Origin of the sequence: Streptomyces antnestii, assembly GCF_004005495.1 — a bacterium.
Taxonomy (GTDB): domain Bacteria; phylum Actinomycetota; class Actinomycetes; order Streptomycetales; family Streptomycetaceae; genus Streptomyces; species Streptomyces antnestii.
In genome coordinates this window covers 469,621-494,914 of the sequence record NZ_RZYA01000003.1, presented here as the reverse complement: position 1 = coordinate 494,914, position 25,294 = coordinate 469,621, and the positions used below count along the sequence as shown (strand labels likewise).

Annotated in this window: 27 protein-coding genes; 12 read left to right on the top strand and 15 right to left on the bottom strand. The window is 73.4% G+C overall.

Translation table 11 applies throughout. The features are described 5' to 3' along the window. Position 1 precedes the first annotated feature (1 nt). From EOT10_RS10205 to EOT10_RS10175, 7 genes are all read right to left on the bottom strand, one after another. Positions 2–1,189: a glycosyltransferase gene (locus tag EOT10_RS10205; RefSeq protein ID WP_127827836.1), complete on the bottom strand. Its 1,188-nt coding sequence runs from the start codon at positions 1,187–1,189 to the stop codon at positions 2–4. Positions 1,190–1,194: 5 nt separating this feature from the next. After that, positions 1,195–1,956 (bottom strand): polysaccharide deacetylase family protein, encoded by a 762-nt coding sequence (locus tag EOT10_RS10200; RefSeq protein WP_223280913.1) that lies wholly within the window; start codon positions 1,954–1,956, stop codon positions 1,195–1,197. Positions 1,957–1,993: 37 nt separating this feature from the next. Next, positions 1,994–3,664, bottom strand: coding sequence for a murein biosynthesis integral membrane protein MurJ (gene murJ, locus EOT10_RS10195; protein WP_223280903.1), 1,671 nt, complete (start codon positions 3,662–3,664; stop codon positions 1,994–1,996). Further along, positions 3,661–5,148 (bottom strand): O-antigen ligase family protein, encoded by a 1,488-nt coding sequence (locus EOT10_RS10190; protein WP_127827837.1) that lies wholly within the window; start codon positions 5,146–5,148, stop codon positions 3,661–3,663. Before EOT10_RS10190 ends, murJ begins: the two co-directional genes overlap by 4 nt. A 131-nt stretch (positions 5,149–5,279) precedes the next feature. Beyond that, positions 5,280–6,791 carry a sugar transferase gene (locus tag EOT10_RS10185; protein WP_127827773.1) on the bottom strand — a complete coding sequence of 504 codons (1,512 nt, stop codon included), beginning with the start codon at positions 6,789–6,791 and terminating at the stop codon, positions 5,280–5,282. Beyond that, complete coding sequence (locus EOT10_RS10180) at positions 6,788–7,921, bottom strand: glycosyltransferase family 4 protein (RefSeq protein WP_127827772.1); 1,134 nt, start codon at positions 7,919–7,921, stop codon at positions 6,788–6,790. The genes EOT10_RS10185 and EOT10_RS10180 overlap by 4 nt, the downstream gene beginning before the upstream one ends. Positions 7,922–7,956: 35 nt before the next feature. After that, positions 7,957–9,051, bottom strand: a complete 1,095-nt coding sequence (locus tag EOT10_RS10175; protein ID WP_127827771.1) for a DUF3344 domain-containing protein — start codon at positions 9,049–9,051, stop codon at positions 7,957–7,959. Between the two features lie 299 nt (positions 9,052–9,350). On the opposite strand from EOT10_RS10175, the gene EOT10_RS10170 reads away from it, so the two are divergent. The 8 genes from EOT10_RS10170 (at position 9,351) to EOT10_RS10135 (ending at position 14,461) form a co-directional block, all read left to right on the top strand. After that, on the top strand, positions 9,351–9,590 hold the full coding sequence (locus EOT10_RS10170) for a chaplin (RefSeq protein WP_127827770.1): 240 nt from the start codon (positions 9,351–9,353) through the stop codon (positions 9,588–9,590). 241 nt (positions 9,591–9,831) lie between these two features. Further along, complete coding sequence (locus tag EOT10_RS10165) at positions 9,832–10,515, top strand: hypothetical protein (protein WP_127827769.1); 684 nt, start codon at positions 9,832–9,834, stop codon at positions 10,513–10,515. A gap of 267 nt (positions 10,516–10,782) precedes the next feature. Next, a complete protein-coding gene (locus tag EOT10_RS10160; protein ID WP_127827835.1) occupies positions 10,783–11,067 on the top strand; it encodes a hypothetical protein in 285 nt (94 codons plus the stop codon). 171 nt (positions 11,068–11,238) lie between these two features. Further along, the gene (locus tag EOT10_RS10155) at positions 11,239–11,736 is read left to right on the top strand and encodes a DUF5949 family protein (RefSeq protein WP_127827768.1); all 498 of its coding nucleotides are present in this window, start codon (positions 11,239–11,241) and stop codon (positions 11,734–11,736) included. 54 nt (positions 11,737–11,790) lie between these two features. Further along, entirely contained in the window at positions 11,791–12,429 is a 639-nt protein-coding gene (locus EOT10_RS10150; protein WP_431313272.1) for a vitamin K epoxide reductase family protein, read from the top strand. A gap of 113 nt (positions 12,430–12,542) precedes the next feature. Next, positions 12,543–13,049, top strand: coding sequence for a hypothetical protein (locus EOT10_RS10145; protein ID WP_127827767.1), 507 nt, complete (start codon positions 12,543–12,545; stop codon positions 13,047–13,049). Between the two features lie 82 nt (positions 13,050–13,131). Then, on the top strand, positions 13,132–13,566 hold the full coding sequence (locus EOT10_RS10140) for a tyrosinase cofactor (RefSeq protein WP_223280901.1): 435 nt from the start codon (positions 13,132–13,134) through the stop codon (positions 13,564–13,566). Between the two features lie 37 nt (positions 13,567–13,603). Then, on the top strand, positions 13,604–14,461 hold the full coding sequence (locus EOT10_RS10135) for a tyrosinase family protein (RefSeq protein WP_127827765.1): 858 nt from the start codon (positions 13,604–13,606) through the stop codon (positions 14,459–14,461). Between the two features lie 92 nt (positions 14,462–14,553). Here EOT10_RS10135 and EOT10_RS10130 read toward each other — a convergent pair whose 3' ends face one another. The 6 genes from EOT10_RS10130 to EOT10_RS10105 form a co-directional block, all read right to left on the bottom strand. Continuing rightward, the gene (locus EOT10_RS10130) at positions 14,554–14,838 is read right to left on the bottom strand and encodes a chaplin (protein ID WP_127827764.1); all 285 of its coding nucleotides are present in this window, start codon (positions 14,836–14,838) and stop codon (positions 14,554–14,556) included. A 128-nt stretch (positions 14,839–14,966) separates the two neighbouring features. Beyond that, a complete protein-coding gene (locus EOT10_RS10125) occupies positions 14,967–15,437 on the bottom strand; it encodes a MarR family winged helix-turn-helix transcriptional regulator (protein WP_223280900.1) in 471 nt (156 codons plus the stop codon). 101 nt (positions 15,438–15,538) lie between these two features. Then, positions 15,539–16,591, bottom strand: coding sequence for a bile acid:sodium symporter family protein (locus tag EOT10_RS10120; RefSeq protein ID WP_127827763.1), 1,053 nt, complete (start codon positions 16,589–16,591; stop codon positions 15,539–15,541). A gap of 174 nt (positions 16,592–16,765) precedes the next feature. Then, complete coding sequence (locus tag EOT10_RS10115; protein WP_189491380.1) at positions 16,766–17,536, bottom strand: phosphatase PAP2 family protein; 771 nt, start codon at positions 17,534–17,536, stop codon at positions 16,766–16,768. A 32-nt stretch (positions 17,537–17,568) separates the two neighbouring features. Then, on the bottom strand, positions 17,569–18,177 hold the full coding sequence (locus EOT10_RS10110) for a phosphatase PAP2 family protein (protein WP_127827761.1): 609 nt from the start codon (positions 18,175–18,177) through the stop codon (positions 17,569–17,571). Beyond that, positions 18,174–18,851: a DedA family protein gene (locus EOT10_RS10105; RefSeq protein WP_127827760.1), complete on the bottom strand. Its 678-nt coding sequence runs from the start codon at positions 18,849–18,851 to the stop codon at positions 18,174–18,176. Before EOT10_RS10105 ends, EOT10_RS10110 begins: the two co-directional genes overlap by 4 nt. Positions 18,852–18,997: 146 nt before the next feature. Here EOT10_RS10105 and EOT10_RS10100 point away from each other — a divergent pair, with 146 nt between their 5' ends. From EOT10_RS10100 to EOT10_RS10085, 4 genes are all read left to right on the top strand, one after another. Beyond that, complete coding sequence (locus EOT10_RS10100; protein ID WP_127827759.1) at positions 18,998–19,405, top strand: BlaI/MecI/CopY family transcriptional regulator; 408 nt, start codon at positions 18,998–19,000, stop codon at positions 19,403–19,405. Next, positions 19,402–20,349, top strand: coding sequence for a M56 family metallopeptidase (locus EOT10_RS10095; RefSeq protein ID WP_127827758.1), 948 nt, complete (start codon positions 19,402–19,404; stop codon positions 20,347–20,349). Before EOT10_RS10100 ends, EOT10_RS10095 begins: the two co-directional genes overlap by 4 nt. A gap of 83 nt (positions 20,350–20,432) precedes the next feature. Then, on the top strand, positions 20,433–22,247 hold the full coding sequence (locus tag EOT10_RS10090; RefSeq protein WP_127827757.1) for a S9 family peptidase: 1,815 nt from the start codon (positions 20,433–20,435) through the stop codon (positions 22,245–22,247). Between the two features lie 100 nt (positions 22,248–22,347). Next, positions 22,348–23,199: an SURF1 family protein gene (locus EOT10_RS10085; protein WP_189491377.1), complete on the top strand. Its 852-nt coding sequence runs from the start codon at positions 22,348–22,350 to the stop codon at positions 23,197–23,199. Between the two features lie 3 nt (positions 23,200–23,202). Here the strand turns inward: EOT10_RS10085 and EOT10_RS10080 are convergent, their stop codons facing one another. Together EOT10_RS10080 and EOT10_RS10075 are read right to left on the bottom strand one after the other, a co-directional pair. Next, a complete protein-coding gene (locus EOT10_RS10080) occupies positions 23,203–24,348 on the bottom strand; it encodes a hypothetical protein (RefSeq protein WP_223280899.1) in 1,146 nt (381 codons plus the stop codon). Further along, a complete protein-coding gene (locus EOT10_RS10075; protein ID WP_127827755.1) occupies positions 24,345–25,010 on the bottom strand; it encodes a SigE family RNA polymerase sigma factor in 666 nt (221 codons plus the stop codon). The genes EOT10_RS10080 and EOT10_RS10075 overlap by 4 nt, the downstream gene beginning before the upstream one ends. Positions 25,011–25,294 lie beyond the last annotated feature (284 nt).

Here is a 25,294-nt window from a genome sequence, read left to right as displayed (position 1 = left end):
CTCACTCTCGAACTCTCGGGGTCTCGGACAGTCGGATCGGACAGTCGGGGTCTCGGGCAGTCGAACGCGCGCCGTCCATCGCAGCCTCGTACAGCCGCAGGTGCTGTTCGGCGGAGCGGGCGATGCTGTAGTGCCGTGCGGCCGGTGACGGGGCACGGCCGGACGGGCGGGCCGCCACGATCCGCAGTGCCTCCCGTGCGAACGACTCCGGGTCGCCGGGGACGCGGACGGCCGCCGTCTCCAGGTGCGGCGGCAGGTCGTCGACGGCGGGGCAGGTGACGTAGAGAACGGGGAGGCCGGCGGCGAGTGCCTCCACGACGGCGAGGCCGAACGCCTCGTCGGCGGACGGGGAGGCGAGCAGGTCCATCGCGCTCATGAGGGCCGGCAGATCCGGGTCTCCGGCGCGGCCCGACGGCGAGGCGTAGGGGCGTTCCCCGGCGAACACGACCCGGCGCGTGACGCCGAGTTCCCGGGCGAGCCCGCGCAGCCGCTCCTCCTCGGGCCCGCCACCGACGAGCAACAGCCTTACGTAGTCCGGCAGTTGGGCCAGGGCTCGGACGACGACGTCGAACCGCTTGCCGGGCACCAGGCGGCCGACTCCCCCGATGACGAAGTCGTCCCGGTGCAGGCCCAGCACGTGGCGGGTCGCGGCGCGGCGCTCCGGGTCGTGGGCGAAGCGGTCCACGTCGATGCCGTTGGGGACGACGTGGACGCGGTGCCGGGGCACGCCCCACCGGGCGAGGCGCTCGGCCACCGACGGGGAGACCGCCAGGGTGGCGCGTCCCATCCGCTCGCCCGCCAGATAGAGGGCGCGGACACCGGCGGACAGCGGGCGCCCCTCCATCTGGCTCTCCCCCAGCGAGTGCTCGGTGGCGACGACGGCGCGGACACCGGCGAGGCGCGCGGCGAACCGGCCGTAGACGCAGGCGCGGTACAGGTGGGTGTGCACGACGTCGTAGCGCCCCTCGCGCACCAGGCGGGTGAGCCGGGGCAGGGCTCCGAGGTCGCGGTTGCCGGTCATGCCGAGGTGGGTGACGCGGACCCCGTCGGCGGTCAGGCCGCGCGCGACGGCGCCCGGGTTGGTCAGGGTCACCACGTCGCTGTGGACGGGCAGATGGCGGAGCAGGAGCCGCAGCTGCTGCTCGGCGCCGCCCGTCCCCAGGCCGGTGATGACGTGCAGCGTCCTCATGGCCGTCATGTACGGGCCTCCGGCGCGGTGCGCGAGCGGCGGCGCAGGCGGTGCAGGCGCAGCTTCAGTTCCAGGCGCCAGGGCGCGTCCTCCTGGCCGATGTGGACGCGGGGCAGCGCGAGGTCGCCGGTGAGGTTGCCCGGCGAGATGGCGCAGGCGTAGCGGTACCCGGCCCGGCGGACGGCGTCCATGACGCGGCGGTCGACGGTGCCGTAGGGGTAGCAGAAGCCGGTGACCTCGCCGCCGGTCAGCTCTTCGAGGCGCCTTCGGCTGTCCTCGGTCTCCGCGCGCAGGACGGGGGCGTCGGCGCGGGTGAGGTCGACGTGGGTGAGGCCGTGGGAGCCGATCTCGATGCCCGCGGCCGCCGCCGTCCTGATGCCGCGTTCCGACAGGAGCGGCTTGCGCGGGCCGAGCGGGTCCCATGCGTTGACGCCGTCGAGGCGGCCGGGCAGGACGAACAGGGTGGCGCCGCAGTCGTAGTGGCGCAGGAGCGGCAGGGCGTTGTCGACGAAGTCGCCGTAGCCGTCGTCGAAGGTGAGCCCGACGAGGCCGCGGTCGGTGCCCTGGGCGCGGGCCTTGAGGAGCTCCGTCATGCTCACCCCGCGCAGCCCGCGCCGGCGCAGCCGTCGGAGCTGTTCCTGGAGGCGTTCGGGGGAGACGGTGACGCGGTACGGGTCGTCGCGGCAGTCGTCCACGGAGTGGTACATCGCCACCCACAGCGGCGGGTCCGGGAGCAGTCGCCGGGTGCGGTCGGGGAGCCACTGCATGGTGGTCGCGGCGGCTCGCGGCGCGCTGCGTCGTGTGTCAACGGGCATGCCGGGGCTTTCTGTTCGCGGGGCGGACAACGGGAACGAGGGACGCCAGGCAGTCGGCCCGCAGCGCCCACAGCAGCACGCAGAACACGGCGAGGACGGCGAGACATCCGGCCGTGCCCGCCGCGAGCGGCGAGGTGCAGGAGGCCGCGGCCAGCAGGCCCGCCACGGTCGCGCCCACGGCGGCGAGCAGCGGTTTGACCAGTCCGGCCACGACCTTGGTGACGTCGACGGGGACCCCGCGCCGGTTCATCGCGGCGAGCAGGAGTACGGCGGTGAGCGTGATCCCGAAGGCGTTGGCGCCGGCGATGCCCCGTACGCCCCAGGGGCCGACGGCCCACGCACCCGCGCCCGCGGTGGCGGCCGTGCCCACGGCCATCGCGCCCACCGGGTACCAGGTGGGGCGGCCCGCCGAGAAGTAGGAGCGGACCAGGGCGCCCACCATGGAGTGGCCGAGGAGGCCGAGGGCGTACACGCGCATGACGGAGGCCGTGGCGGCGGTGTCGGCGGCGGTGAACGCGCCGCGCTGGAACAGCACATGGACGATCTGCGGGGCGCAGGCGAAGACCGCGGCGGCGCCGGCGAGGACGACGCAGGCGGCGAGGCCGAGGTCGCGCTCCACGCGGGCGCGGGCCGCCGCGAGGTCACCGCGCGCCACGGCCTGCGCCACCACCGGGAACGTGACGGTGCACAGCATCAGCGACAGCACCATCGGCAGCTGGGCGACCTTCTGGGCGTAGTTCAGGTGCGAGATGGAGCCGGCGGCGAGCGGGGAGGCGAGGAAGCGCTCGATGAACACCTGCGACTGCCTGCACAGGGCGAACGTCAGGACGGCGGCGATGAGCCCGAGGTGCACGGCCCGGCCGTTGAGCGCCGCCTCGTCCGGCGCCTTGCCGGGCGCGCGGACCGTGTCCGCCTTCCCACCGCTCAGCCTCCGGTGGAACGCGGGCAGCTGGACCGCCACCATCAGACAGCCGCCGACGGCCACCCCCATCGCCGCGGACCGCACACCCCAGCGCGTCCCGCCCGCGAGCATCGTGGCGATGACGCCGGTGTTGTAGGCGACGTAGATCGCGGCGGGCGGCACGTAGCAGCCGTGGGCCCGCAGCGCCGCGCTGCAGTAGCCGGTCAGGCCGAACGTCAGGACGCAGGTCGCGGTCAGCCGGGTGCAGTCGGCGGCGAGCCGCTGGTCGGGCAGGCCCGGCGCCAGGACGTGGACGAGCGCGGGCGCACCGGCGATGAACAGCACCGCCGCCACCAGGAACGCGAGGCCGAAGCGGGGCAGCGACGACGAGACGAGGGCCCGTACGGGATCCCGGCCGCCGGAGCGCGCGCGGCGGGCGATGGCCGCGCTGAACGCGGGCACGAGGACGAACGCGAGGCCGTCCTCGATGAGGAGCGTGGACGCGAACTCCGGGACCGTCCAGGCGACCAGGAAGGCGTCCGTCTCCGTACCGGCGCCGAACAGGTGGGCGAGGGACTGGTCGCGGGCGAGGCCGAGGACCGAACCGGCGGCCGACAGGACCGCCGTGAGCATCGCCGCCCTCGCGAGGCGGCCGCTCGGACCCGTGGCGGACTTCGGCGGGCGCCGCGCCGCGGCGGCCTGGACGGGCAGACCGCCGGCGGCCGGGCGGGTGTCGCTGTCCGCGGTGGGAGTGGTCACGGCGCCGCCGCCTCCTTCGGGGGCGCCTGCGGCGCCAGGCCCCACCAGGCGGCGAGCCCGATGACGAGGCCGGTCAGCACGGTCGAGGGACCGCCGATGTCGGCGTACACGAAGTCCACGAGCTGCCAGCCGAGCAGCCCGCACGCGACGAGCCCGCACTCCGCACCGGACCGCCCGCCTGCACTGGACCGCCCACCAGCACCGGGCCGCCCGCCCGCACCAGACCGCTCGCACACGCCGGAACCGTGTCGCGCACCGGATCGCCCGCCCGCGCCGGATCGCCCGCCCGCGCGAGACCGCTCGCCGGCACCGGCTCGCCCGACCCCACCGGACCGCTCGCCCGCCCCGGACGGCCCACCAGCACCGGGCGGGCCGCCCGCACCAGACCGCTCGCCCCCAACAGACCGCTCGCCCGCGCCGCGCCCGAGGCGGCGCAGGGCGAGCAGTAGCAGCGCGAGCCAGCTGCCCGCGAGGCCAAGGAGGCCGATCAGGCCCTGCTCGCTGAGGATGAGCAGGTACATGTTGTGCGGGGACAGCAGTGGCTGCCGCGCGAACGCGGCGCCCGCGCCCCCGGTGTCACTGCCGGAGGACAGCGCGAGCGAGGCGTGGCTGTCGCGGTACGCGGGGAACCCCTTGAGGCCGACGCCCGTCACCGGGTGCTCGCTCCACATGCCGACGGCCGCGGCCCACATCGTGTACCGGTCCGTGACGGACTGGTCGGGGGCGTCGGTGACCTGCGTGATGCTGGTCATCCGCTCCTGGAGCAGCGCCGTACCGACGCCGAGGCCGCCCACCAGGACCACGGCGGTCGCGGCGGCCACGGCGAACAGGCGGACGGCGCGCCGCAGCCCGGCGAGCAGCACCTGCGCGCCGCAGGCGACGACGGTCGCGATCCACGCGCCGCGGCTGAAGGACAGGGCCAGCGGCAGGAGCAGCGCGAGCGCGCACAGCAGGGCGGGGGTGCGCCGGGCCGCGGTGCGGGCGCCGAGGGCCAGGCCGACGGCGGCCACGAGCCCGTACGACACCACCGTCGCCATCCCCATCACGTCCGTGGGCCCGAAGGTGCCGACGGCGCGGATGTCCTCGCCCATGTACGAGGCGCCGGTCCCGGTGAGGTACTGCTGGACGCCGATGACGCCCTGCCACAGGGCGAGCCCCACGAACGACCAGGCCAGAAACCGGAAGTCGCGGCGGTCACGGACCAGGACCAGGACGGACACGGGGACGAGGACGAAGATCTGGCAGTACCGGACCATGCCGACGGCCGCCGTCGACGGCGAGTCCGCGCCGGCCGCGGCGAGGGCGATCCCGACGACGGGCAGCCCGAGGACGAGGGCGGCGGTACGGGTCAGGGGGCGCTCGGCGCGCCGCAGCGTGACGGCCACGCACACGGCGACGACGAGGGCGGAGACGGCGTCGGACAGGCCGGCTCCCCCGGAGCCCGCGGTGCCGGGCGCCAGGGGCAGCCCGAGCACGGCGACCATCAGGACGACCGGGAGCACGGGCGCGTACCGGCCGGCGGCGGCGACGAGCGCGGCCGCGGGGGCGGGCCGCACACCGGCGGGTCCCGGAGCCGTACGCGGACCGGCGTCCGCGGAAGAGGCGGTCACGCGGGTCAACTCCCCGTGGAACGTACGAGCGCGGCCGCCGTGCGGACCAGGATGCTGACGTCCTGCCACAGCGACCAGCTGTCGATGTACGCGTTGTCGAAGCGGCAGCGGTCCTCGATGGAGGTGTCGCCGCGCAGGCCGTGGATCTGGGCGAGGCCGGTGATGCCGGTCGGCATGCGGTGGCGCTCGGCGTATCCGGGATAGGTCTGGCTGAACTGCATGACGAAGTACGGGCGTTCGGGGCGCGGGCCGACGAGGCTCATGTCGCCGCGGAACACGTTCCACAGCTGGAGCAGCTCGTCCAGCGATGTGCGGCGCAGGAACCGGCAGAACCACGGCATCCGCCGCTCGTCCGCGACGCTCCACCGCGTGGCGGACTCCATCGCGTCGCTCGGGCGGTGCGTGCGGAACTTCAGCAGCGTGAACGGCTTCCCGCCCTTCCCGACGCGCTCCTGCCGGAACACGACGCCGGGCCCCTCGGTGACGCGCAGCCACACGGCGCACACCAGCAGGACGGGGCTGGTCAGGACGAGCAGGGCGCCGGAGACGACGAGGTCGAGGGCGCGCTTGCCGGCACTGCCGCGCCGCCGCGCGGGCGGCCACGGCCGGTACCGGAATCCGGCGAGGTGACGGGCCTGGTGCGGGGCGGCCGGATAGGGGGCTGCCAGATAGGGGGCTGCCGCGTTCGGCGTCTGGTGCGGGTCGAACTCCCATACGGAGCAGTCGTGTTCGGCGAGGACCGACAGGCAGGCGGCCCGCTCGGGGGAGGCGGTGCCCGTCGCGCCTTCGAGGAGGAGCGCCCGCCGCACCCCGTTCTGGATGACCGCGCGGCGCAGGTCGTCGGCCGTGGAGAGGACGGGCAGCTCGGGCCCGTCGTGATCGGGCGGCCGTTCGTGCTCCTTGTCCGCCAGGATCCCGACCGGGCGGACACCCGAGCGCGGGTGGCGCAGGAGGGCGGCGGCGACCTGCCGGGCGACGGTCTCGGGGCCGACGAGGAGGGTCGGGCAGGGGCGGCGCGCCGCGGCCTCCCGGCGCCGCCAGTAGACGAGGCCGCGGCCGGCGCCCGCGAGGAGGCAGTGCAGGGCGGTCCCGGCGGCGAGCGCGGCGGCCGGCAGCGGGCCGAACCCGGGGAACGCGGCGAGCCCGGCCGCCGTCACGCACCAGACCGCCACGATGCGCCCGGCGATCGCGGGCAGGTCGTCGAACAGCAGGCGCGGCGCGTCACCGCGGTAGAGCCCCGCGCGCGCGTTCGCCACCATGAGCGCGGCGACCAGCGCGATCACGAGCAGGGGGTGGCCCTCGACCGGCGCGATCCCCAGAGTGCCGAGCACCGCCGCCGTGCCGTCCGCCGCGAGGAGCGACGTGGGGGACGGGTGCCGCGCGGCCGGGCGTCCGCCCACCGGGGCCGGCCGGCAGGCCGCCTCGGCACGTGGCGGGACGACCGAGGCGAGGAGGGTGCTCGGGGCAGTCGCGCGAGGCTGCCCCGCGGGGGAGGCAACGGTACGTTCCGCACTCACGTGTTGATGGGCTCCCTGCGCTCGATGGGCTCCGCGCCCAGTAGTTCGCGGTACACGTCTGCGACCGCGTCGGCGGTGCGCCGCACGTCGTGGTGGGTGCGCGCGTGCCGCAATGCCAGCTCACCGAGTGCTCCGAGCCGGTGGGGGTCGCGCAGCAGACCGGTCAGGGCACGGGCGAGCGCGGCGGGGTCGTCCGGGGGTACGAGGCAGTGGGGCGCGAGGTCGGCGGGCATGCTCTCGCGGGCGCCGTCCACGTCGGTGACGACGGCGGGCCGCCCGCAGGCCATCGCCTCCAGGGGCGACAGCGCCATGCCCTCCCAGCGGGACGGCAGCACCACGAGGTCGGCCTGCCGGTACCAGGGGACGGGGTCGTCCGCACCCACGAACCGCACGGCGGCGGTGGCCTGCCGGCGCAGCGCCGCCGCGTCGGGCCCGTCCCCGACGAGCACGAGCCGCGCCCTCGGGAAGCGCTCCTGCACGAGGGGCCAGGCGCGCACCAGGACGTCCTGGCCCTTCTGACGGCAGATGCGTCCGACGCAGACCACGAGCGGGTCGGTGGTGGCCGTGCGCGGTTCGGTGGCGGGGGCGAAGCGGGTGAGGTCCACCCCGTTGGGGATGACGTCCCAGCGGGCGGTGATCCCGGCGCGCTCCCCCGTCGCCCGTTCCGCCTCGCTGACGCAGACGACGCGGGAGGCCCAGCGCGCGCCACGGCGCTCCCACTCCAGGGCGAGCCGGGCGGTGGGACCGTCGACGGCCTCGAAGGACCACGCGTGCGGCTGGAACACGGTGGGGACCCGGCCGCGCACCGCAAGGCGGGCGGCGAGTCCGGCCTTCGCGCTGTGCGCGTGGACGACGGTCGGCTTCACCTGGTCCACCAGCCGGGCGAGCCCGCGTACTTCGCGCGCGATGCCGGGCCCGGGCGAGCGGGTCGCCTGCCAGGGCAGGACGTCGCAGCCGATGCTGCGCAGCGACCCGGCCAGCGGTCCGTCGGGCGGGCAGGCCACGCTGATCCGCATGCCGGCGCCGAGCTGGGCCCGGGTCAGGTCACGGACGACGCGGGCCACTCCGCCGTCGACGGGCTGGGTGACGTGGAGGACTCGCGGTCCAGGGGGTGTCGCTGTCAGGTGCATGCGCGTTTCCCTTGGTCATGGTGGCGGGAAACGCGCTAGGGCCCGGCGTCGACTGCCGCGAAGAGCACGCCGATCCAGGCCGTGTCCCGCCGCGAGATCATGCGGAGGTCGAGTCCCGGCCCCCGCTGCCTGGTGCCCCGCCCGAGCGTGAAGACGTCCGAGTCGTAGCCGAGGGTGTTGGCGTACGCGGGGACCCTTCGCGGCTGCGCGCGTCCCGGTTCACTGATGCTCGAATTGAGCACGTCGTCGGCCGGGTTGGCCGTGTTCCGCAGGGCCACGGGCCGGGCCCGGCGTCCCGAGGAGACGCTCAGGGAGTCACCCGTGACACCGCGGTCGCCGTTGTAGGCGACCATGCCGACGCGTCCGGTCGCCCCGGCGGCGACGGGCATCCCGCCGAGCCGGACGGTGTGGCCGCGGTGCCCCTCCGAGAAGGACTCGAACCCGTCCCACAGCGCGATGCGCCGCAGCGGCTCCGCCCGCTTCTCGTACGCGGCGACGAGCGTCCAGCCGCCGCAGGCCCCGGCCGCCGAACGCCCCTTGGCCACGTCGATCTGCGCGACGGTGTACGAACCGCCGCCGGAGGCGCGGACGAGGCGGGTGACGTCGGCGGACGCCTGGTAGGCGTCGGCGCCGCCCGCGACGCGGTGCCCTACGAGGGAGTCGGCGAGGACTTCCCGGTGGCTCCCGCCGGGCTCCTGGAAGAGCACCCGTCTGCTGTCCCCGGCGGGCTTCCGCTCCCCCGCACGCAGGTTCCCGCCCCAGTAGAGCCGGGCGTACGTGACCTTCGCCCCGGCCGGCAGGCGGACCTCCGCGCTGCTGGAGTTGTCCGTGCGCGGGTCCCGGTCGACGTCCGTGTACGTCATGTCGAAGTCACCGTTGGCCGCCGCCCCGCCCGAACGGGCCGCCGGGCACGAGGTCTTCGCCGATCCGCCGGCCCGGCAGGTGAGCGCCGAGTTGGCGGCCCGGACCACGCCACCGTGCTGCAGCACCCGGTACCGCTGGGTGAAGGCGATGCTCTCCGCCTCAGGGGACGGCGGCGCCGCTGCGGCTCCACAGGTCGCGAACAGCGCGGCGAGAGAAACAGCGCCCACCGCCGGACGACGCAGGAGTGAGCCCAGAGGATGACGCATGACCGATTCCCTTTCAGGGACAAAGAGGTTCTGAATCACAGAATGAAAATGCGAAAGTCACATTTCAATGGAGTCACTTGTACGGTCCGCTCCGCCGACCTGGGAGGTGAGTCACTGTACCGACGGATGGGCATTTGTCTGTGAAACCCGACCTGCGTGTGTCGGAATGGTGAAATCGGTTAAGTCCGCGCCGCCCCGTCACCCGATCGGGGGCGCAACCCCGCACGGGGAACGCGCGTTGATCCACGAGCCGGGCACCTGCCCCGGAGACGTACCAACCGACCCAGGAGCACTTCCCCATGTCGCGTACCGCGAAGGCCATTGTCTTTTCCACCGTTGCCGCCGCCGCCCTGGCCGGCACCGCCGGTGTCGCCGCCGCCGACAGCGGCGCGAAGGGTGGCGCCGCCGGCAGCCCTGGCATCATCTCGGGCAACGTCGTCCAGGTTCCGGTCCACGTTCCCGTGAACGTCTGCGGCAACACGGTCACCGTCATCGGTCTGCTGAACCCGACGTTCGGCAACCACTGCGTGAACAAGTAGTCCGGTCCCCCGGGACCTTCCGCGGCCGCTCCTCCGGGGGCGGCCGTTCTTGCGTTCGTTGCGCCGTACGGGGAACGACGCGAGGCCGAACGCCCGCGCCCCGAAAGGGCACATGACCTGGCACGACACGCCGAGTGGCGAGGGTGGTCGCGCACGGCGTGTCGCCGCTCGGTTGCGCGGTGCGTTCAACCATCCGACGGTGGTCACAAGTTCGGACACACACCACCGAAAGAGCACACACATGCCTTCTCAGCCCGTACGGCGCATAGCTACCACCGCTCTCTGCGCGACGATCCTCCTCGGCACCACCGCCCCCGCGTTCGCCACCGACAGCGACCCGGGACGCGTCAGCAGCACCGAGGCCCTGCGCGCACCGGTTCCCGGAGCGGATGCGCTGCTGGGCCAGGTCTCCGCGCTCGGCGGCATGAGCTCCGTCGTCACCCCCGTCACGGACCTGCTCACCGCAGTCCTCAAGGCCGACGACGGAAAGCTCTCCGCCGACGCCGCACAGAAGCACGCCGACGCGATCAAGGCGGCCATCGACGCCGCCAAGGCCGCGGCCCCCGCCACCCCCTCGGTCCCGGCCACCCCCACGACCCCCAAGACGGCCACCCCCGACGACTCCAAGGCCGCCCCGACGGACGTCAAGGGCGACGCGCTGACCGCGCTTCAGACCGCGGTCGACGCCCTGCTCAAGGCGTCCACGGCGGGTGACGTGGCGGGCGTGGCCACGGCGGCCACGGGCGTCGTGACCGGCCTGGTCAACCTGCTCGCCGCCACCCTGCTCGGCGGCGGCCTGCCCGCGCCGACCCTGCCCGGTCTGCCCAAGCTGCCCACCCTCCCGTCGACCGGCCTCCCCCTCCCGTCCAGCGCCGCAGTTCCGCAGACCCCGGCGCTGCCCCAGACGCCGGCCCTGCCCTCCTGACGGGGGAGCGCCCGCGGCGAAGCGGGCGCCCCCGCCCACCCGTCGCGCCGGCCCTCCGCCGGCGCGACGGGCTTTTCGTGTCCGGCCCGCCCCTGTTCGAGGGCCTGCGCCGACAATTCACCTCTTCCTAAATCTCATATGAGAACTCCACGGGCCTTCCTTCGAGTGGGTTCGGCAAATCCTCTGACCGCAGAGTTTCCGTTGCCGGAAACGCTCGTTGAATCGTGCGTCGCTGGTGACAGATCGTCACCCCGAGGAAGGAACATGATGAAGCCCCTGAAGGCCGCCGCCGTCGTCGCCGGATCCATGGTCATCGCCGGTGTCGCCGCACCCGCTTTCGCCTCCGACCTCACGCCGACGAGCCTCACCGGCACCCTCGGCACCCTCGGCAGCCAGTCGGTCCGCGACGCCCAGCCGCTGCGCACCGACATGCTCGACACCGGGAAGGGCGGTTCGGCCCTCAACACAGTGCAGAAGACCGCGGACAACCTGAACAACGACGGTGCCGGCGCCCCGGCCGGACTCCTCGGCGGCCTCCCCCTCGGCAAGTAGCGGTCCCCGGCCCCCGGCCGACAAAGAGGCTGGTCCCCACCGCGTCGAGCGGATCCGGACCGGCCTCTCGGCCTGTCCGGCCAGCCCCGTTTTCACGTTCGAGTGGGCGGCGTTCCCCCAAGCGGGTGAAAGGTCGGCGGGGCGCCCGGCGGGCGTGGCTAGTCTGCCGTGGTGACTTCAACGCCGACTGCTCGCGAATTCCGCGCCTCCGACCTGGGCACCCTCGCCGTCATCGCATGGAGCGGCCAACACCCGGACGAGGCAAAGGACATCCCCTTCCTGCTCGCCTACTCACTCGGGGACGGTGCGGGCGGACGCGAGGGGGCGACCGAAGCCGTGCGAGCCCTGCTGGAGAACAACGGCCTGCCCGTCGGCGACGTCGTGGACGCCCAGCGCATGCCGAGCTTCCCCGTCTCGCTGCTCGTCGTGGCCGGCCAGGCCGTCGTCAGCATGCCGTACCTCAACGCCCAGTGCGTCGCACCCCCCGAGTGGCTCGCCGCGGCGGCCGAACGGGGTTACGCCTACTTCGTGTTCACCACCCGTCCCTGGGCGACGGCAGTGCCCGGCACCCCGGTCGCCGAGACGGACCTCGTCTCGTTCGCGATGGACGAGGCGACACTGACCGGCGCGGCGCACTGCCTGCTCCCCGTACGCCAGCTGCGCGCCTGACAGGTAAGGAGCCGCCCGATGGGAACCACGAGGACCGAGGCGGGCCCGGCCGGGATGCCGCGGCAGTCGGGTCCGACTCACCGTGCTCGTCAGCCTGTTGACGCCCCGGAGGCCGCGCCCGAAGGTGCTCCCCTCGGTCTCGCGCTGCTTCTGGTGATCACCGGTGCGGCGGGTCTGCTCGCGGCATGGGTCATCACGATCGACAAGTTCAAGCTCCTGGAGGACCCGAACTTCACGCCGGGCTGCAGCCTGAACCCGGTGGTGTCCTGCGGGAACATCATGAAGAGCGCGCAGGCCTCGGCCTTCGGGTTCCCCAATCCGATGCTGGGGCTCGCGGCCTACGCGGTCGTGATCTGCGTGGGGATGAGCCTGCTGGGCCGGGCCCGCTTCCCGCGCTGGCACTGGCTGACGTTCAACGCGGGCACGCTGTTCGGCGTCGGATTCTGCACGTGGCTCCAGTTCCAGTCGCTGTACCGGATCAACTCGCTGTGCCTGTGGTGCTGCCTCGCGTGGGTCGCCACGATCGTCATGTTCTGGTACGTGACGTCGTTCAACGTGCGCAAGGGATTCCTGCCCGCACCGTCCTGGCTCCGTTCCTTCTTCGGCGAGTTCACATGGGTGCTACCGGTCGTGCACGTCGGGATCATCGGGATGCTGATCCTGACGCGTTGGTGGGACTTCTGGATTAGCTGACATATCAGCTGATTGCGCCGGTTGAGGGAAGTTTGAACTGATGTCGGCCGTCGGCTCGTTACTCCTTTTGCGGTGACAAGTACCGCGAAGCCCGAAAGGATCCGTGTCCGAACATGAAGTCAACTGCCCGAGGGACACTCGCAGTACTCGCCGGCTGCCTCGCCGCCGCGGGCGCGGGGGCCGCTCCCGCCGCCGCGGGTGAGCAGGCTCCCGTAGCCGTTCCGCTGAACGGTGTGGAGAGCGCGCTGCATGTGAAGGCGCCCGAGTTGTCGACCGGGGTGCCGATCCCGGTGCCCGGCAGGCCTGACGTCCCGCGGTTCGTCACCGGGAGGATGCTGCCCGAGCCGCTCCTTCCTGCGGTTCCGCTCAGCAGTGAGCTGCCCGCGACCCGGATCTTCGCGCCGCTGTCCGAGGCGACGGGGGACCACAAGATCGATCACGTGGGCCTGTCGACGCCGGGGTCCGACGTGCACACGGCCACCCCCGGAGCGTCGGTGAACCCGCCGCTGACCGGCCCGCGGGCCGACCGGCTCGGAATGCCGGACCTGACGCTGCCGGACGCCGCGCTCGGCACGCCGCTCCTGCAGACGGCGCCCGGGGCGGTCCTCGACCTCGCGTGACGGACGCGCCCGTAGTCACGCCAGTCGTCATGCCCGTCGTCATGTGAGCCCGCAGGCCCAGAGGTTGCAGAAGGAGACGCCAGTGGACGTCCAGACGTCGCCCGCGGGAGTCGGCCCCGCCGGCCGTGGGGTCGTCAGCCGCAGGACCGTGGTGCGGCGGGTGGTCGGCGTCGCGCTGGCCGCCGCCGTGGTGCCGGCCGCCGCACTCGTCGGCCGGGCCTTCCGCGAGCCGCGCGACGACATGAAGGACGCGGCCGGCGGGGACTTCGAGGAGACCTACCGCGGCCGCCACATCCGTGGGACGCGGGCCGACGCCCCGATGCGCACGCACACCGCTCACGGCGCCGCACTCTGGGACGTCACGGTCGATGGCCGGCCGCTGCATCTGATGAGCCGCGCCGACGGCAGCTATCTGACCATGGTCGACCACTACCAGTCGTTCCCCACCCCCCTGGCCGCGGCCAGGGGGGCCGTGGACGAGCTCGGCGACCAGATACTGCGTCGCCACGCGCTCTGAGCATCACCGAGAGACAAAGGAGAAGGAGGGGGACGGCGTGGTCTACACGCGGCAGAACCAGAGCGCGCTCACCGCGGCACAGAAGAGGCGGTTCGTGTCCGCGGTGCTCGCGCTCAAGCGCAAGGGACAGTACGACGACTTCGTGCGGATGCACGTGGAGTTCTACGTGGGTGACGGGAGCGGCGGGCATCCCGTGGCGCACATGGCACCGACGTTCATGCCCTGGCACCGCCGGTTCCTGCTCGAGTTCGAACGGGCGCTGCAGCGGATCGACCCCGGGGTCTCCGTCCCTTACTGGGACTGGACGGTGGACCGCTCCCCGCACTCCTCGCTGTGGGGCGAGGGGTTCCTCGGCGGGAACGGCCGCCGCTCCGACCGGCGCGTGATGACGGGGCCGTTCGCGTACGGGGGCGGCCACTGGACCATCAAGGTGGGGGTGACGGAGGGCGAGTTCCTGACCCGTGAGTTCGGCCGCCCGCGTGACCCCATCGAGCTGCCCACCAAGGACGAACTGGCGTGGGCGATGCGGGACTCGCTGTACGACTCCACCCCGTGGAACTCGACGTCCTCGCGCGGCTTCCGCAATAAGGTCGAGGGCTGGACCTCGGGGGTGGGCAACGGCAGGTTCCGTAACCACAACCGGGTGCACCGGTGGATCGGGGGGCACATGCTCGGCGCCGCGTCCGTGAACGACCCGGTCTTCTGGCTCCACCATTCCTTCATCGACCTGCTCTGGTCCCGCTGGCAGCGGCAGCACCCGCAGTCGGCCGCTTTTCTGCCGGCCACGAAGGCGGCGGGGACGGAGCGGGTGGTGGCGGGGGACGAGCCGATGCCACCGTGGGACGTGAAGCCGAGCTCCCTCATCAAGCACGGGAATCTGTACCGCTACGCGTAGGACACGACGCCTGAACTATCGGGCGGATTGCGGTACTTGAGCTCATGGAAAAGGCCCCCGCGCCGGTGCGCCGGGGGCCTTTGTCAGGTCGGTCAGCCGCCGTAGCCGTGGTCGCCGCCGTAGCCGCCCTCGTGGTCGTCCTCGTTGGCGCAGCTGTTGCCGACGGCCGGGTTCAGCAGGCCGATGACGTTCACGGTGTTGCCGCAGACGTTGATCGGGATGTGGATCGGGACCTGGGCCGTGTTGCCCGAGATGACACCGGGCGAACCGACGGCCTCACCCTGGGCGCCGGCGTCGGCCATGGCCAGGCCGGCACCGCTGATCACCACGGCGCCGGTGCCGAGCGCGACAGCGGCGGCCTTCGCGATGCGAGACATCACGTTCTCCTTATGACTGGACAGATACGGCCGCGAGGTCGCGTCCGCATACCGGTTCAACGGATTCGCCAGCTTCAGGTAACGGCCTTAACGATCCCCGTCCGACGGATTTTTATTTATAGTTCGCATCACGAACTATTGCGGTTCGCGGCGCGACCGGCATTGTCACGACCGGCATTCTCCTGGAGCAGCCGGCCGAGAAGTTCGGCGAGGGTCGCGCGCTCGGCGGCACCGAGTCCGGCGGACAGCTCCTCGATCCGGCGGCACGTCGCGGCGCGGAAGTCCTCGGCGAGCGCGGCGCCCTCGTCGGTCAGCGCGACCCGGACCGCGCGCCCGTCCCGGGGATCCGGCTCGCGGCGCACCAGGCCGCGCCGCATGGTCCGGTCCACCAGGCCCGTGAGGCTCGACCTGGCGAGGCCGAGCAGCGCGCCGAGTTCACTCATGCCGTACGGCTGCGGCATCAGCGCGCAGAGCAACTGCCCCTGCTGCGGGGTCAGTCCGCACTCCCGGCCCGCCTCCGCGTACGCCGCGTTGACCAGGAAGGAGGAGCGCACCAGTGCGGTGACGACCCCCGTCTTCTCCCCGCCGTCCATTGCCATTCGGTCAGAATACGGCAGCAGAGGGTTTCCGTAACCGCCCTCCGAATCCGTGAAGTTGTGTAATTCGTGACGCGAATTACTGGGGCGAGGACGGCACCTTTTCACGGGGCGCCGCTCTGTTGGGCTCTCGGTGATCTGGTGAACGCGGTGTCGACCAGGCCGGCCAGGACCTTCTGGAGCACGCTGTAGGCCAGGACCGGCAGCAGGACGTGCGGGTGGTCCGCGAGCCGGTCGGTGGCCAGGACGGCGGACGCGCTGCTGTTGTTCATGCCGGTCGCCAGGGTGATCGCGATGGCGTCGCGACGGTTGCTCCGCAGGGCGCGCGCCAGGCACCAGCCGAGCCCGAAGCTCGCCCCGCACATGAGGGCGGCCGCGCCCGCCGCGGCGACGAACAGCAGGGGATCGGGGTGGCTCACCATGTCACCGAGCCCGCCGGTGGCGTTCGTGTACGTCAGGAGCAGTGCGGCGGCGAGCGCGGCGACCTTCGGCCAGGCCAGGTCACCGGCCAGCATCCGGCGGGGCAGCAGGCCGCGTACCGCGAGGCCGCCGAGGCAGGGGGCGACGACGCCCGCTACTGCGAAGAGGCCGCCGCCCGTTCCGGCAAGGTGGCCGAGGGCCGTGGAGTAGCCGCCGCGGGTGACGGCCGCGGCGGACAGCAGGGTCAGCGGGATCGTGAGCGGGCTGAGGATCGTCGACGACAGGACCAGGCCGACGACGAGTGTCTGGTTGCCGCCCGCTCTGCCGCCCCACACCGTCGCGCCGCCGGCCACGGGCATGGCGCCGATCAGCGCGAGGCCCGTGAGCAGGCCGCTGCCACCGTCCGAGTCGGGCAGCCACGCGAACGCGCGGGAGAGCAGGAACAGCAGCGCGACGGGGACGCCCACGGCCGCGGCCGTGCCGACGAGCAGGGGCACGGGGCGGCGCAGCAGCGTGGGCAGTTCGCGGGCGGGTACCTGGAGGGCCGCGGTGAACAGCACGTAGGCGAGGAGGAGCGACGGGAGGGTGGGACCGGTGCCGGGGCCGTGCGCTTGTCCGTGTCCGTGCTGGAACGTCAGGGCGGCCCATCCGGCCGTACGGGCCCAGCGGCCCGGGCCGGGGACCAGTACGGCGGCGACGTAGGCGGCGACCATGCACCAGGTGAGCCGCTTCCGCACCAGCCCGAGCACGCGCGGGCCGAGGGGTAAGTGGGAGGGCGTCGGGGCGGGGTGTGGGGGTTGGTCATCGGGGCCGGAGGGGGACGAACCAGCCTCGGGGGACGGGGAAGGGGAGTTCGGGTTCACCTGACGCGGGACCTGTCTGTCGTCGAGTGGCACGCGGGGGCGGCGGCGTCATCGACGTATTCGACGGGGCGTAGGCGGACGCGGGACGTCGGGAGCGGGGCCCTCGGGAGCGTCAGGGTCCCGGGGGGATTCGGGGGCGTCAGGGGATTCGGGAGCGTCAGGGTCCCCGGGGGATGCGGGGGCGATGGGGTGCGGTGAGAGCGCGTGCAACGTCAGGAGCCATGTGGCCGCCAGCAGCCAGCCCGCGGCGACATCGGTCGGCCAGTGCACGCCGAGTTCGATCCTGGTCAGGCCCACGGCGACCGCCCAGCACAGGACGACCGCGCGCGTCACCGCCCGGCGCGCCGCCCAGCACAGCAGCCCGGCCACGATCGCCGACGTCGTCGCGTGACCGGAGGGGAACGAGTAGCCGGACGCGTGCGTCGCCCAGTCGTGGCGGAGCGGGCGGGCCCGGTCGATGAGTTCCATCAGGCCCGTGCGGATCAGCTGGCCGGCGACCAGGACGGCGAGGGCGAGGAGGGCTCCTCTCAGCCATCGGTGCGCCGCGCGGCCGGCGAACGCTCCGGCGAGGGCCGCCAGGAGGTAGGGCCAGACGCCGGTGCCGGTGGCGGTCACGGCACGGCCGAGGGCCAGGGCGACGGGAGGCCGGTGCCGGCGCGCCCAGTCGTGGCTCGCCGCGTCGCCGGGCAACGGCTGCCCGTGCCGTACGAGGACCACCGTGGTCAGCGCCACGAAGAGCAGCGCGCAGAGGGCGGCGACGAGCAGGGAGCCGCGCCGCTCACGCCACGCGCCCCCGCGCGAACCGGAGCCGGCTGTCACAGCCCCCGGCCACCACTGCCGCCCCCGCCACGTCATTGCGTCGATACCAGCGGCCGCAGGCGCGACGTGCTCAGCCGGTCCACGAGGGGTGTGGCCCGGGTCGCCACCTGGGAGAGCAGCAGGGCCAGGACGGCGCCGACCGCGAGGCCGACCGCCACGTCGTGCGGGTAGTGCGCCCCGATCCACACCCGGGAGGCGGCCATGAGCACCGCCGCCGGGACCGCGATCAGGCCGATGCGCCGGTCGGCGAGCATCAGGGCGACGGCGGCCGCGGCGGCGATCACCGCGTGGTTGCTGGGGAACGACCAGTCGCCGAGCGCCGGGCACGCCTCCACGGTGACCGTGTGGAGGGTCTGGCACGGGCGCTGTTCGTCGATGAGCGACTTGAGGACCGAGTTCACCCCGTAGGCGAGGACGACGATGACGGGGGACGCGAGGACCCGGGCCATGCGGACGCCGCCCTCACCTCTCGCGCGCCACCACGCCACGAGCATCAGGACGGCGAACAGGCCGAGCCCGAGGTCCGACCACAGGGACACCACGTTGTTCACCAGGTGCGGGGTGCGGGAGGCGAGGTCGGTGACCCAGGTGTAGAGGCTGCCGTCCACGGACGCGCCGCTGAAGGCGAGGGGCTGGGTCACGACGAGTGTTCCTCTGCTGTGCGGCGGTCACGGGCCCGGGCGCGGGAACGCCACACCTCCAGGGCCAGCGGGATCAGGGAGACGATGACGACGAGGGCGACGATCGGCAGGAGGTACCGGTCGACGTTCGGAACGGAGGAGCCGAGCGCGTAGCCCGCGAGGACGAGGCCGACCGTCCAGACGGCGCCGCCGATGACCTGCCACACCGTGAAGACCCTGGCGGGCACGTCGAGCGCTCCGGCCAGCGGGTTGAGCACCGTACGGACGACGGGGACGAAGCGGGCCAGGACGATCGCCCTGGCGTGTCCGTACTTCTCCAGGAGCTCCTCGGCGCGGGCCGCGCCCTCGTGCAGCTTCTTGGATCTGCTGCGGGCGAGGAGTGCGCGGCCGCCGCGGCGGCCGATCCAGTACCCGGTCTGCGCTCCGGCCAGCGCGCCCACGACGGCGGCGGCCAGGACCTGCGGCAGCGACAGGTGGACGGGCCCGTGCGAGCCGCCCACGCAGAGCAGGCCCGCCGTGAAGAGCAGCGAGTCGCCCGGCAGGAAGAAACCGACGAGCAGGCCGGTCTCCGCGAAGAGGACGACGGCCACGCCCAGGGCACCGAAGGCGGACAGGAGCGAACCCGCGTCCAGCACGTTCACCGCTTGGGCGGCGGCGAGGGGGTCTACGGCCATGGGGGCCGCTCCTCTCTCTGTCATCTCATAATGGGCAGGACGGGACGGGCGAGGGGCGGCTACCGATGGACGCACCCGACCGAGTGACTACAGTCATGTAGACGGTCTACGCAACTGTAGACGACGAAGAGCGGAGGATCGTTCCCATGGCCGAGGATCAGGAACGGCGTCCCGCGGGCGAGCTCGAGGCGAGCGTCCTCGCGGCGCTGTGGGCGTCCGACGCGCCGCTCACCCCCGGTGAGGTGCAGCGATCGCTCGCCGACGACCTGGCCCGCACCACCGTGACCACGATCCTGACCCGGCTCTACGCCAAGGGGACGGTCACCCGCGACCGCGCAGGGCGCGGCTACGCGTACCGGCCCGCGCAGGACTCCCACGGGCTCACGGCCCGCCGGATGCACGCCGAGCTCGACAAGGACGAGGACCGCGGCACGGTCCTGGCCCGTTTCGTCTCCGAGCTGAGCTCCGAGGACGAGCTGATGCTGCGCGCACTGCTCGACGGCGGCACCGGTGGCCTGGACGCCACCGGTGACAGCGGAGGTGTCGGCCGATGATCTACGCCGTCTGGGTTCCGCTGCTCATGCCCCTGCTCGCCGTGCCTGCCGCGCGGCGGGCCGCGGCCTGGCTGCCGCCCCGCGCCGCGGCCTGGACGCTGGCGGGCTTCTCCATCGGCCTCGCCACGTCCAGCACGGCCGCGCTCGTCCTTCTCGCGTCGGCCGGCGCGCTGCGGCTGCCGCTCGTGGCCGCCTTCGCGCACCTCTCGCCGCCGCTCCTCGGCGACGACTCCCCGGCCCTCCTGCCCGCGTCGATCCTCGCCGTGCTCGCCCTTGCGGCCGGCGCGGTGACCCTTGTCCGTACGGGGCTGCGGCAGCGGCGCGAGATGCGGGCGGCCCACGCCGGGTCCCCCGACGCCGCCGACGAGCTCTCCGTACGCCCCGACGAGCTCCCGTACGCGTATGCCCTGCCGGGACGTCCCGGCAGGATCGTCGTGACGACGGGCATGCTGCGGGCCCTGGACGCGCGGGAGCGCGAGGTGCTCTTCGCCCATGAGCGGGCGCACCTCAGGGGCCGCCACCATCTGTTCCTCTCGGCGGCCGAGCTGGCCGTCACCCTCCACCCGATGCTGCGTGGCCTGCGCGAACCGCTCGCCTACGCCCTGGAGCGCTGGGCGGACGAGTCCGCCGCCACCGCTACGGGCGACCGGGCGCTCACCGCGCGCGCGATCGGCCGGGCCGCGCTCGCCGCGGCGGGCACGCCGGGTGCGGTGGCACGGCCCCGCACGGCGCTCGCCGCCACGGCGGGACCGGTGCCGCGGCGCGTCACCGCTTTGCTGTCCACCGGCGCCACGACGGGCCGCCCGCGCCGGGCGCTGCGCCGCGCGCCGGTCGTCGCGCTCCTGGTGTGCGCGGCGCTGACGGCCGGCACGCTGGCGGAGGCGGCCTACGACCTGCACACGGACGTCGAGGTCGCCCAGGGCGAGGCCCAGATCCCGCGCTGACTCCTGGCAGCCCCCGCGAGAGTTATCCACAGGCTGGGGAATCTCGTCGGCGGGTTGTCACCGGGGGAGGGCACTATGGGGCCATGACTGAGAGCAACGGGACCCCTCGGGGGGCGGGCGGCGGATCCATGCCGGACTGGGAGAAGCGCTTCCGTGCGCCGCGGGTGTCCCTGCCCGACTGGGCGGAGGACGCGCCGGACCGCTCCCTTTTCGTGTCGAACGCGACGGGGACGTACGAGCTGTACGCGTGGGACCGCGCGACGGGCGAGCAGCGCAGAGCGACGGACCGGCCGAACGGGACGACGGACGGTGTCCTGTCCCCCGACGGCGAGTGGATCTGGTGGTTCAGCGACAAGGACGGGGACGAGTTCGGGGTGTGGCTGCGCCAGCCCTTCGGCGGGGGCGAGGACGTCCCCGCGGTGGCGGGGCTGGAGCCCTCGTACCCGGCCGGTCTCGCCCTCGGCAGAGACGGCTCGACGGCGGTCGTGGGCCGCTCCACGGACGAGGACGGCACGACCATCCATGTCGTCCGGGACGGCGGCGCACCCCAGGAGATCTACCGGCACCGCGAGTCGGCCGGCGTCGGTGACCTCTCGCACGACGGCACCCTCATCGCCGTCGAGCACACGGAGCACGGTGACGCCATGCACGCGGCGCTGCGTGTGGTGCGGCCCGACGGGACCGCTGTCGCCGAGCTCGACGACACCGAGGGCGGCACGCGTGAGCTGGGTCTGGAGGTTCTCGGCTTCGCCCCGGTCGACGGGGACACCCGGCTCCTGGTCGGGCATCAGCGGCGCGGGCGCTGGGAGCCGATGGTGTGGGACGTGGCGTCCGGCGCGGAGACCGACCTCGCCCTCGACCTGCCGGGTGACGTCTCGGCCGAGTGGTATCCGGACGGTTCCGCCCTCCTGGTCGCGCACAGCTTCGAGGCCCGCAGCGACCTGTGGCGGTACGAGTTCGGCTCGGGCGTGCTGACCCGGGTCGAGACGCCGCCGGGCTCGGTGTCGGGGGCGACGCCGCGGCCCGACGGGAGTGTCGAGTACCTGTGGTCGTCGGCCGCCGAGCCGTCCGTCGTCCGCTCCACGTCCGGCGGGGTCGTCCTCGATCCGCCGGGGACGAAGGCGCCGGTGTCCGTGCCCGTGGAGGACGTGTGGGTGGAGGGTCCCGGCGGCCGCATCCACGCCCTCGTACAGAAGCCGGCGGGGGCGACCGGGCCGCTGCCCACGGTGTTCGAGGTGCACGGCGGGCCGACCTGGCACGACAGCGACTCCTTCGCGGCGGGACCCGCCGCCTGGGTGGACCACGGGTACGCGGTGGTCCGGGTCAACTACCGGGGCTCGACCGGATACGGGCGCGAGTGGACGGACGCGCTCAAGCACCGCGTCGGCCTCATCGAGCTGGAGGACGTCTCGGCGGTCCGCGAGTGGGCCGTGTCGTCCGGGCTCGCCGACCCGGACCGGCTCGTCCTCGCGGGCGGCTCGTGGGGCGGATACCTCACGCTCCTCGGCGTCGGCACCCAGCCCGACGTGTGGGCGGTGGGCCTCGCGGCGGTGCCCGTCGCGGACTACGTGACGGCGTACCACGACGAGATGGAGGCCCTGAAGGCGCTGGACCGCACGCTGTTCGGCGGCACGCCCGAGGAGGTCCCCGACCGTTTCACGGCGTCGTCCCCGCTGACGTACGTTGACGACGTGAAGGCCCCGGTCTACATCTCGGCGGGGGTCAACGACCCGCGGTGCCCGATCCGTCAGATCGACAACTACGTGGACCGGCTCGCCGCGCGCGGCGCCACGCACGAGGTGTACCGGTACGACGCGGGGCACGGTTCGCTGGTCGTGGAGGAGCGGATCAAGCAGGTGCGCCTGGAGCTGGACTTCGCGGCGCGGCATCTGAGCTGACGGCTCTCGCCGGGGGCGGGGATCGCGGGGTGGCCGTTCGCGGGGTGGCCGGGCCACCCCGCGGCCCGGGTCCCCGTGCGAGCGCCGTACCGTGGGGAGGGTGTACCGGTTCCTCCTGACCCCCCGGTGGTGGGGGATCAACGTGTTCGTCGTGCTCGCCATCCCCTTCTGCGTCTTCATGGGCTCCTGGCAGCTCGGCCGCTTCGAGGACCGGGTGCAGGGCCACAAGGACGCCTCCGCGCAGTCGACGGCGAACGAGAAGGCCGCGCCCCGGCCGCTCGACTCGCTGCTGCCCGTGGACCAGAAGACGTCCGGTAAGCGGGCCACCGCGACCGGGCACTACGGCAGGCAGCTCCTCGTCCCCGGCCGTGAACTCGACGGCAGGACCGGCTTCTACGTGGTGACGCTGCTCCGCACGGACGGCTCCGCCGGTCCGGGCGGTGGCGACGGCAAGGCGCTGCCCGTCGTACGCGGATGGATGCCCGGCGCGGCGAGCGCGGCGAAGGCTCCCGCCGCACCCAAGGGCGAAGTCACGGTGACCGGCGCGCTCCAGGCGTCCGAGAGCCCCGGCTCCAACGGGGCGTCCGCGGCCGGGGGACTGCCCACCGGGCAGCTCGGCGCGATCAGCGCGGCGTCCCTGGTGAACCTCGTCCCGTACGACGTCTACGACGCGTGGATCACGCTCGACACGGCGGACGCGGGGATGACGGCCGTACCGGCGACGGCGCCGCAGGGCAGCGGGCTCGACCTGAAGGCGTTCCAGAACCTCGGCTACACCGGCGAGTGGTTCGTCTTCGCCGGCTTCGTGGTCTTCATGTGGTTCCGCCTGCTGCGCCGCGAGGCGGAGTTCACCCGCGACGCCATGCTGGGCCTCACGGACTCCCCCACCGAGACCACGCAGGAGCAGGAGCAGGCGCCGGAGCCCAGCCCCGAGGCGTCACCCCGGGGTTAGCCCCTATGACGCCGGGAGGATTCCCGTTCGGTAGACCGTTCCCTGGCACGCGTTGGAGATGGTGGTGCTGGAGGACGGGGTGTCCGGTTCCGCCGCGTAGGAGACCAGGACGCTTCCGTCGGCCGTGGTGCCCTCGCCGGCCAGCTGCGTCGACATGCCGCCCTGTTCCGTGGTCGTGCCCGTCGTGCCGCCCGAGCCGTCGCCGGCGCCCGACGGGCTCGGCGAGGGCGACGGATCGCCCGGTCCGCCCGTGGCGGGACAGCTGGCCGACGGCACCCACGCGAAGCGGACCTCGTACGACATGCCCGGTTCGAGTATCAGCTGGCTCGGCTCGGTCGCCGGGTCGGGGAGAGCGGTCGCGGCGTCACCCGCCGTGTGGTCGACGACGTTGACCTTGGCCGCCTCGGCCGCGCCCTGGGCGACCACGGAGACGGCGCCGGGGGCGTCCACCGTGCAGTTGCCCTGGGAGACGTTCGTGACGCGGAACGAGCCGTAAACCTTGCCGTCGGCGTCGGCCACGCCCACGTTCGGCGACGCGTTGCCCAGGTCCGCCGGGCCGCAGACCGGGGAGCTCGCGGCCGCCGTGCTCGCGGGGTCGGGGCCGCCGGTGGCACCGCCGCCCGCACCCTTGCCCTTGTCGGCGGGCTTGCCCTTCTTGCCGCCCTTGCCCTTGGACTTCGACTTGCCGGACGGGCTGCCCGTGCTGCTCTGACCGCCGTCGGGCCCCTTGCCGGAACCCGTACCGCCGTGCGACGCCTCGCTGTTGCCCGCGATGGACGGCCGGTCGTTCGAGTCGCTGGAGCCCGTCACATGGACGAGGGCGGGAATGGCCATACCGCAGAACAGGGCCGCGGCCGCCATCCCGACGACGGCCTGCCGCTTACGGGCCCGCCGCACGGGCACCGCGCGGCGCAGATGCTCCAGCGTCCCGCTCTTCGGCTCGATCTCCTCCACGGCCTCGTGCAGCAGGCGCCGCAGCGCCAGCTCGTCACCGCCGAGGGAGTCCAGCGGGTCGGGAGATCCCTGACCGCCCGAAAGGTCTCCGTCGTGACCGGGGCCGTGGCCAGGGCCGTGATTCACAGTGTCGTCCCCGGATCCCACGTGCCTGACCTGCTCATCCCGCTCGTTCCGCTGGTTGTCGCTGCTCATGCCGGCGCCTCCATGGCGACGCGGAGCGCCGCTATGCCCCGGGACCCGTACGCCTTCACGGAGCCCAGAGAGATGCCGAGCGCCTCCGCGACCTGCGCCTCCGTCATGTCCGCGAAGTAGCGCAGGACGAGGACCTCGCGCTGGCGGCGCTGGAGCCCGCGCAACGCCTTCTTCAGGGCGTCACGCTCCAGCAGGTCGTACGCGCCCTCCTCCGCGCTCGCCATGTCGGGCATCGGCTTCGTCAGAAGCTTCAGGCCGAGGATGCGGCGGCGCAGGGCGGAGCGCGAGAGGTTCACGACCGTCTGACGCAGATACGCGAGCGTCTTCTCCGGGTCCCGCACTCTCTTGCGCGCGGAGTGGACCCTGATGAACGCCTCCTGCACGACGTCCTCGCAGGAGGCCGTGTCGTCCAGGAGCAGGGCGGCGAGACCGAGGAGCGACCGGTAGTGGGCGCGGTAGGTCTCGGTGAGGTGGTCGACCGTGGTGCCGGCCGCCACGTCCTCAGCGCCTTCGCGCTGAGCCGGTATGCGGGCTTGCCGCGCTGTTGGCATCGGGGCGATCACCGGCATGCCGCCGGACGAACCGGACTTCCGGGGACGCCGGGGCGGGCGAAGAGCTGCGCCCCTCGCCTGTACCGCTGTGAATTCGAGTACCTCTGCCACGCCTGTTGGACACGCTTCCCCCCGTCAGGGTTGTACGCGACAGGCGTCCCGTTTCCGGCAGGCAACAACCACGACGCTGCGTCAAGTGCCCTCATGCGTACCCGCTCTTCCCCTATGCCCCAGTTTCCCGGCGCCCTACGCCCCCGAAAGGCGATCGCAAAGACGCGCCCCGCCCTGTGTCCGGTTGCACAGAACGGGGAGGCGTCTTCGACGAATCTTCGGGCGCCGCAAGGGCTCGGGACAAGTGGTTAAGACCACTCGCGGCCACCCTCACAGGACTCGCA

Coding starts and splice junctions, on each gene's coding strand:
- EOT10_RS10205 (WP_127827836.1), bottom strand. CDS start 1,189: ATGAGGACGCTGCACGTCATCACCGGCCTGGGGACGGGCGGCGCCGAG.
- EOT10_RS10200 (WP_223280913.1), bottom strand. CDS start 1,956: ATGCAGTGGCTCCCCGACCGCACCCGGCGACTGCTCCCGGACCCGCCG.
- EOT10_RS10190 (WP_127827837.1), bottom strand. CDS start 5,148: ATGGTCGCCGTGCTCGGGCTGCCCCTGGCGCCCGGCACCGCGGGCTCC.
- EOT10_RS10180 (WP_127827772.1), bottom strand. CDS start 7,921: ATGCACCTGACAGCGACACCCCCTGGACCGCGAGTCCTCCACGTCACC.
- EOT10_RS10175 (WP_127827771.1), bottom strand. CDS start 9,051: ATGCGTCATCCTCTGGGCTCACTCCTGCGTCGTCCGGCGGTGGGCGCT.
- EOT10_RS10170 (WP_127827770.1), top strand. CDS start 9,351: ATGTCGCGTACCGCGAAGGCCATTGTCTTTTCCACCGTTGCCGCCGCC.
- EOT10_RS10165 (WP_127827769.1), top strand. CDS start 9,832: ATGCCTTCTCAGCCCGTACGGCGCATAGCTACCACCGCTCTCTGCGCG.
- EOT10_RS10160 (WP_127827835.1), top strand. CDS start 10,783: ATGAAGCCCCTGAAGGCCGCCGCCGTCGTCGCCGGATCCATGGTCATC.
- EOT10_RS10150 (WP_431313272.1), top strand. CDS start 11,791: ATGCCGCGGCAGTCGGGTCCGACTCACCGTGCTCGTCAGCCTGTTGAC.
- EOT10_RS10145 (WP_127827767.1), top strand. CDS start 12,543: ATGAAGTCAACTGCCCGAGGGACACTCGCAGTACTCGCCGGCTGCCTC.
- EOT10_RS10130 (WP_127827764.1), bottom strand. CDS start 14,838: ATGTCTCGCATCGCGAAGGCCGCCGCTGTCGCGCTCGGCACCGGCGCC.
- EOT10_RS10125 (WP_223280900.1), bottom strand. CDS start 15,437: ATGGCAATGGACGGCGGGGAGAAGACGGGGGTCGTCACCGCACTGGTG.
- EOT10_RS10105 (WP_127827760.1), bottom strand. CDS start 18,851: ATGGCCGTAGACCCCCTCGCCGCCGCCCAAGCGGTGAACGTGCTGGAC.
- EOT10_RS10100 (WP_127827759.1), top strand. CDS start 18,998: ATGGCCGAGGATCAGGAACGGCGTCCCGCGGGCGAGCTCGAGGCGAGC.
- EOT10_RS10095 (WP_127827758.1), top strand. CDS start 19,402: ATGATCTACGCCGTCTGGGTTCCGCTGCTCATGCCCCTGCTCGCCGTG.
- EOT10_RS10090 (WP_127827757.1), top strand. CDS start 20,433: ATGACTGAGAGCAACGGGACCCCTCGGGGGGCGGGCGGCGGATCCATG.
- EOT10_RS10080 (WP_223280899.1), bottom strand. CDS start 24,348: ATGAGCAGCGACAACCAGCGGAACGAGCGGGATGAGCAGGTCAGGCAC.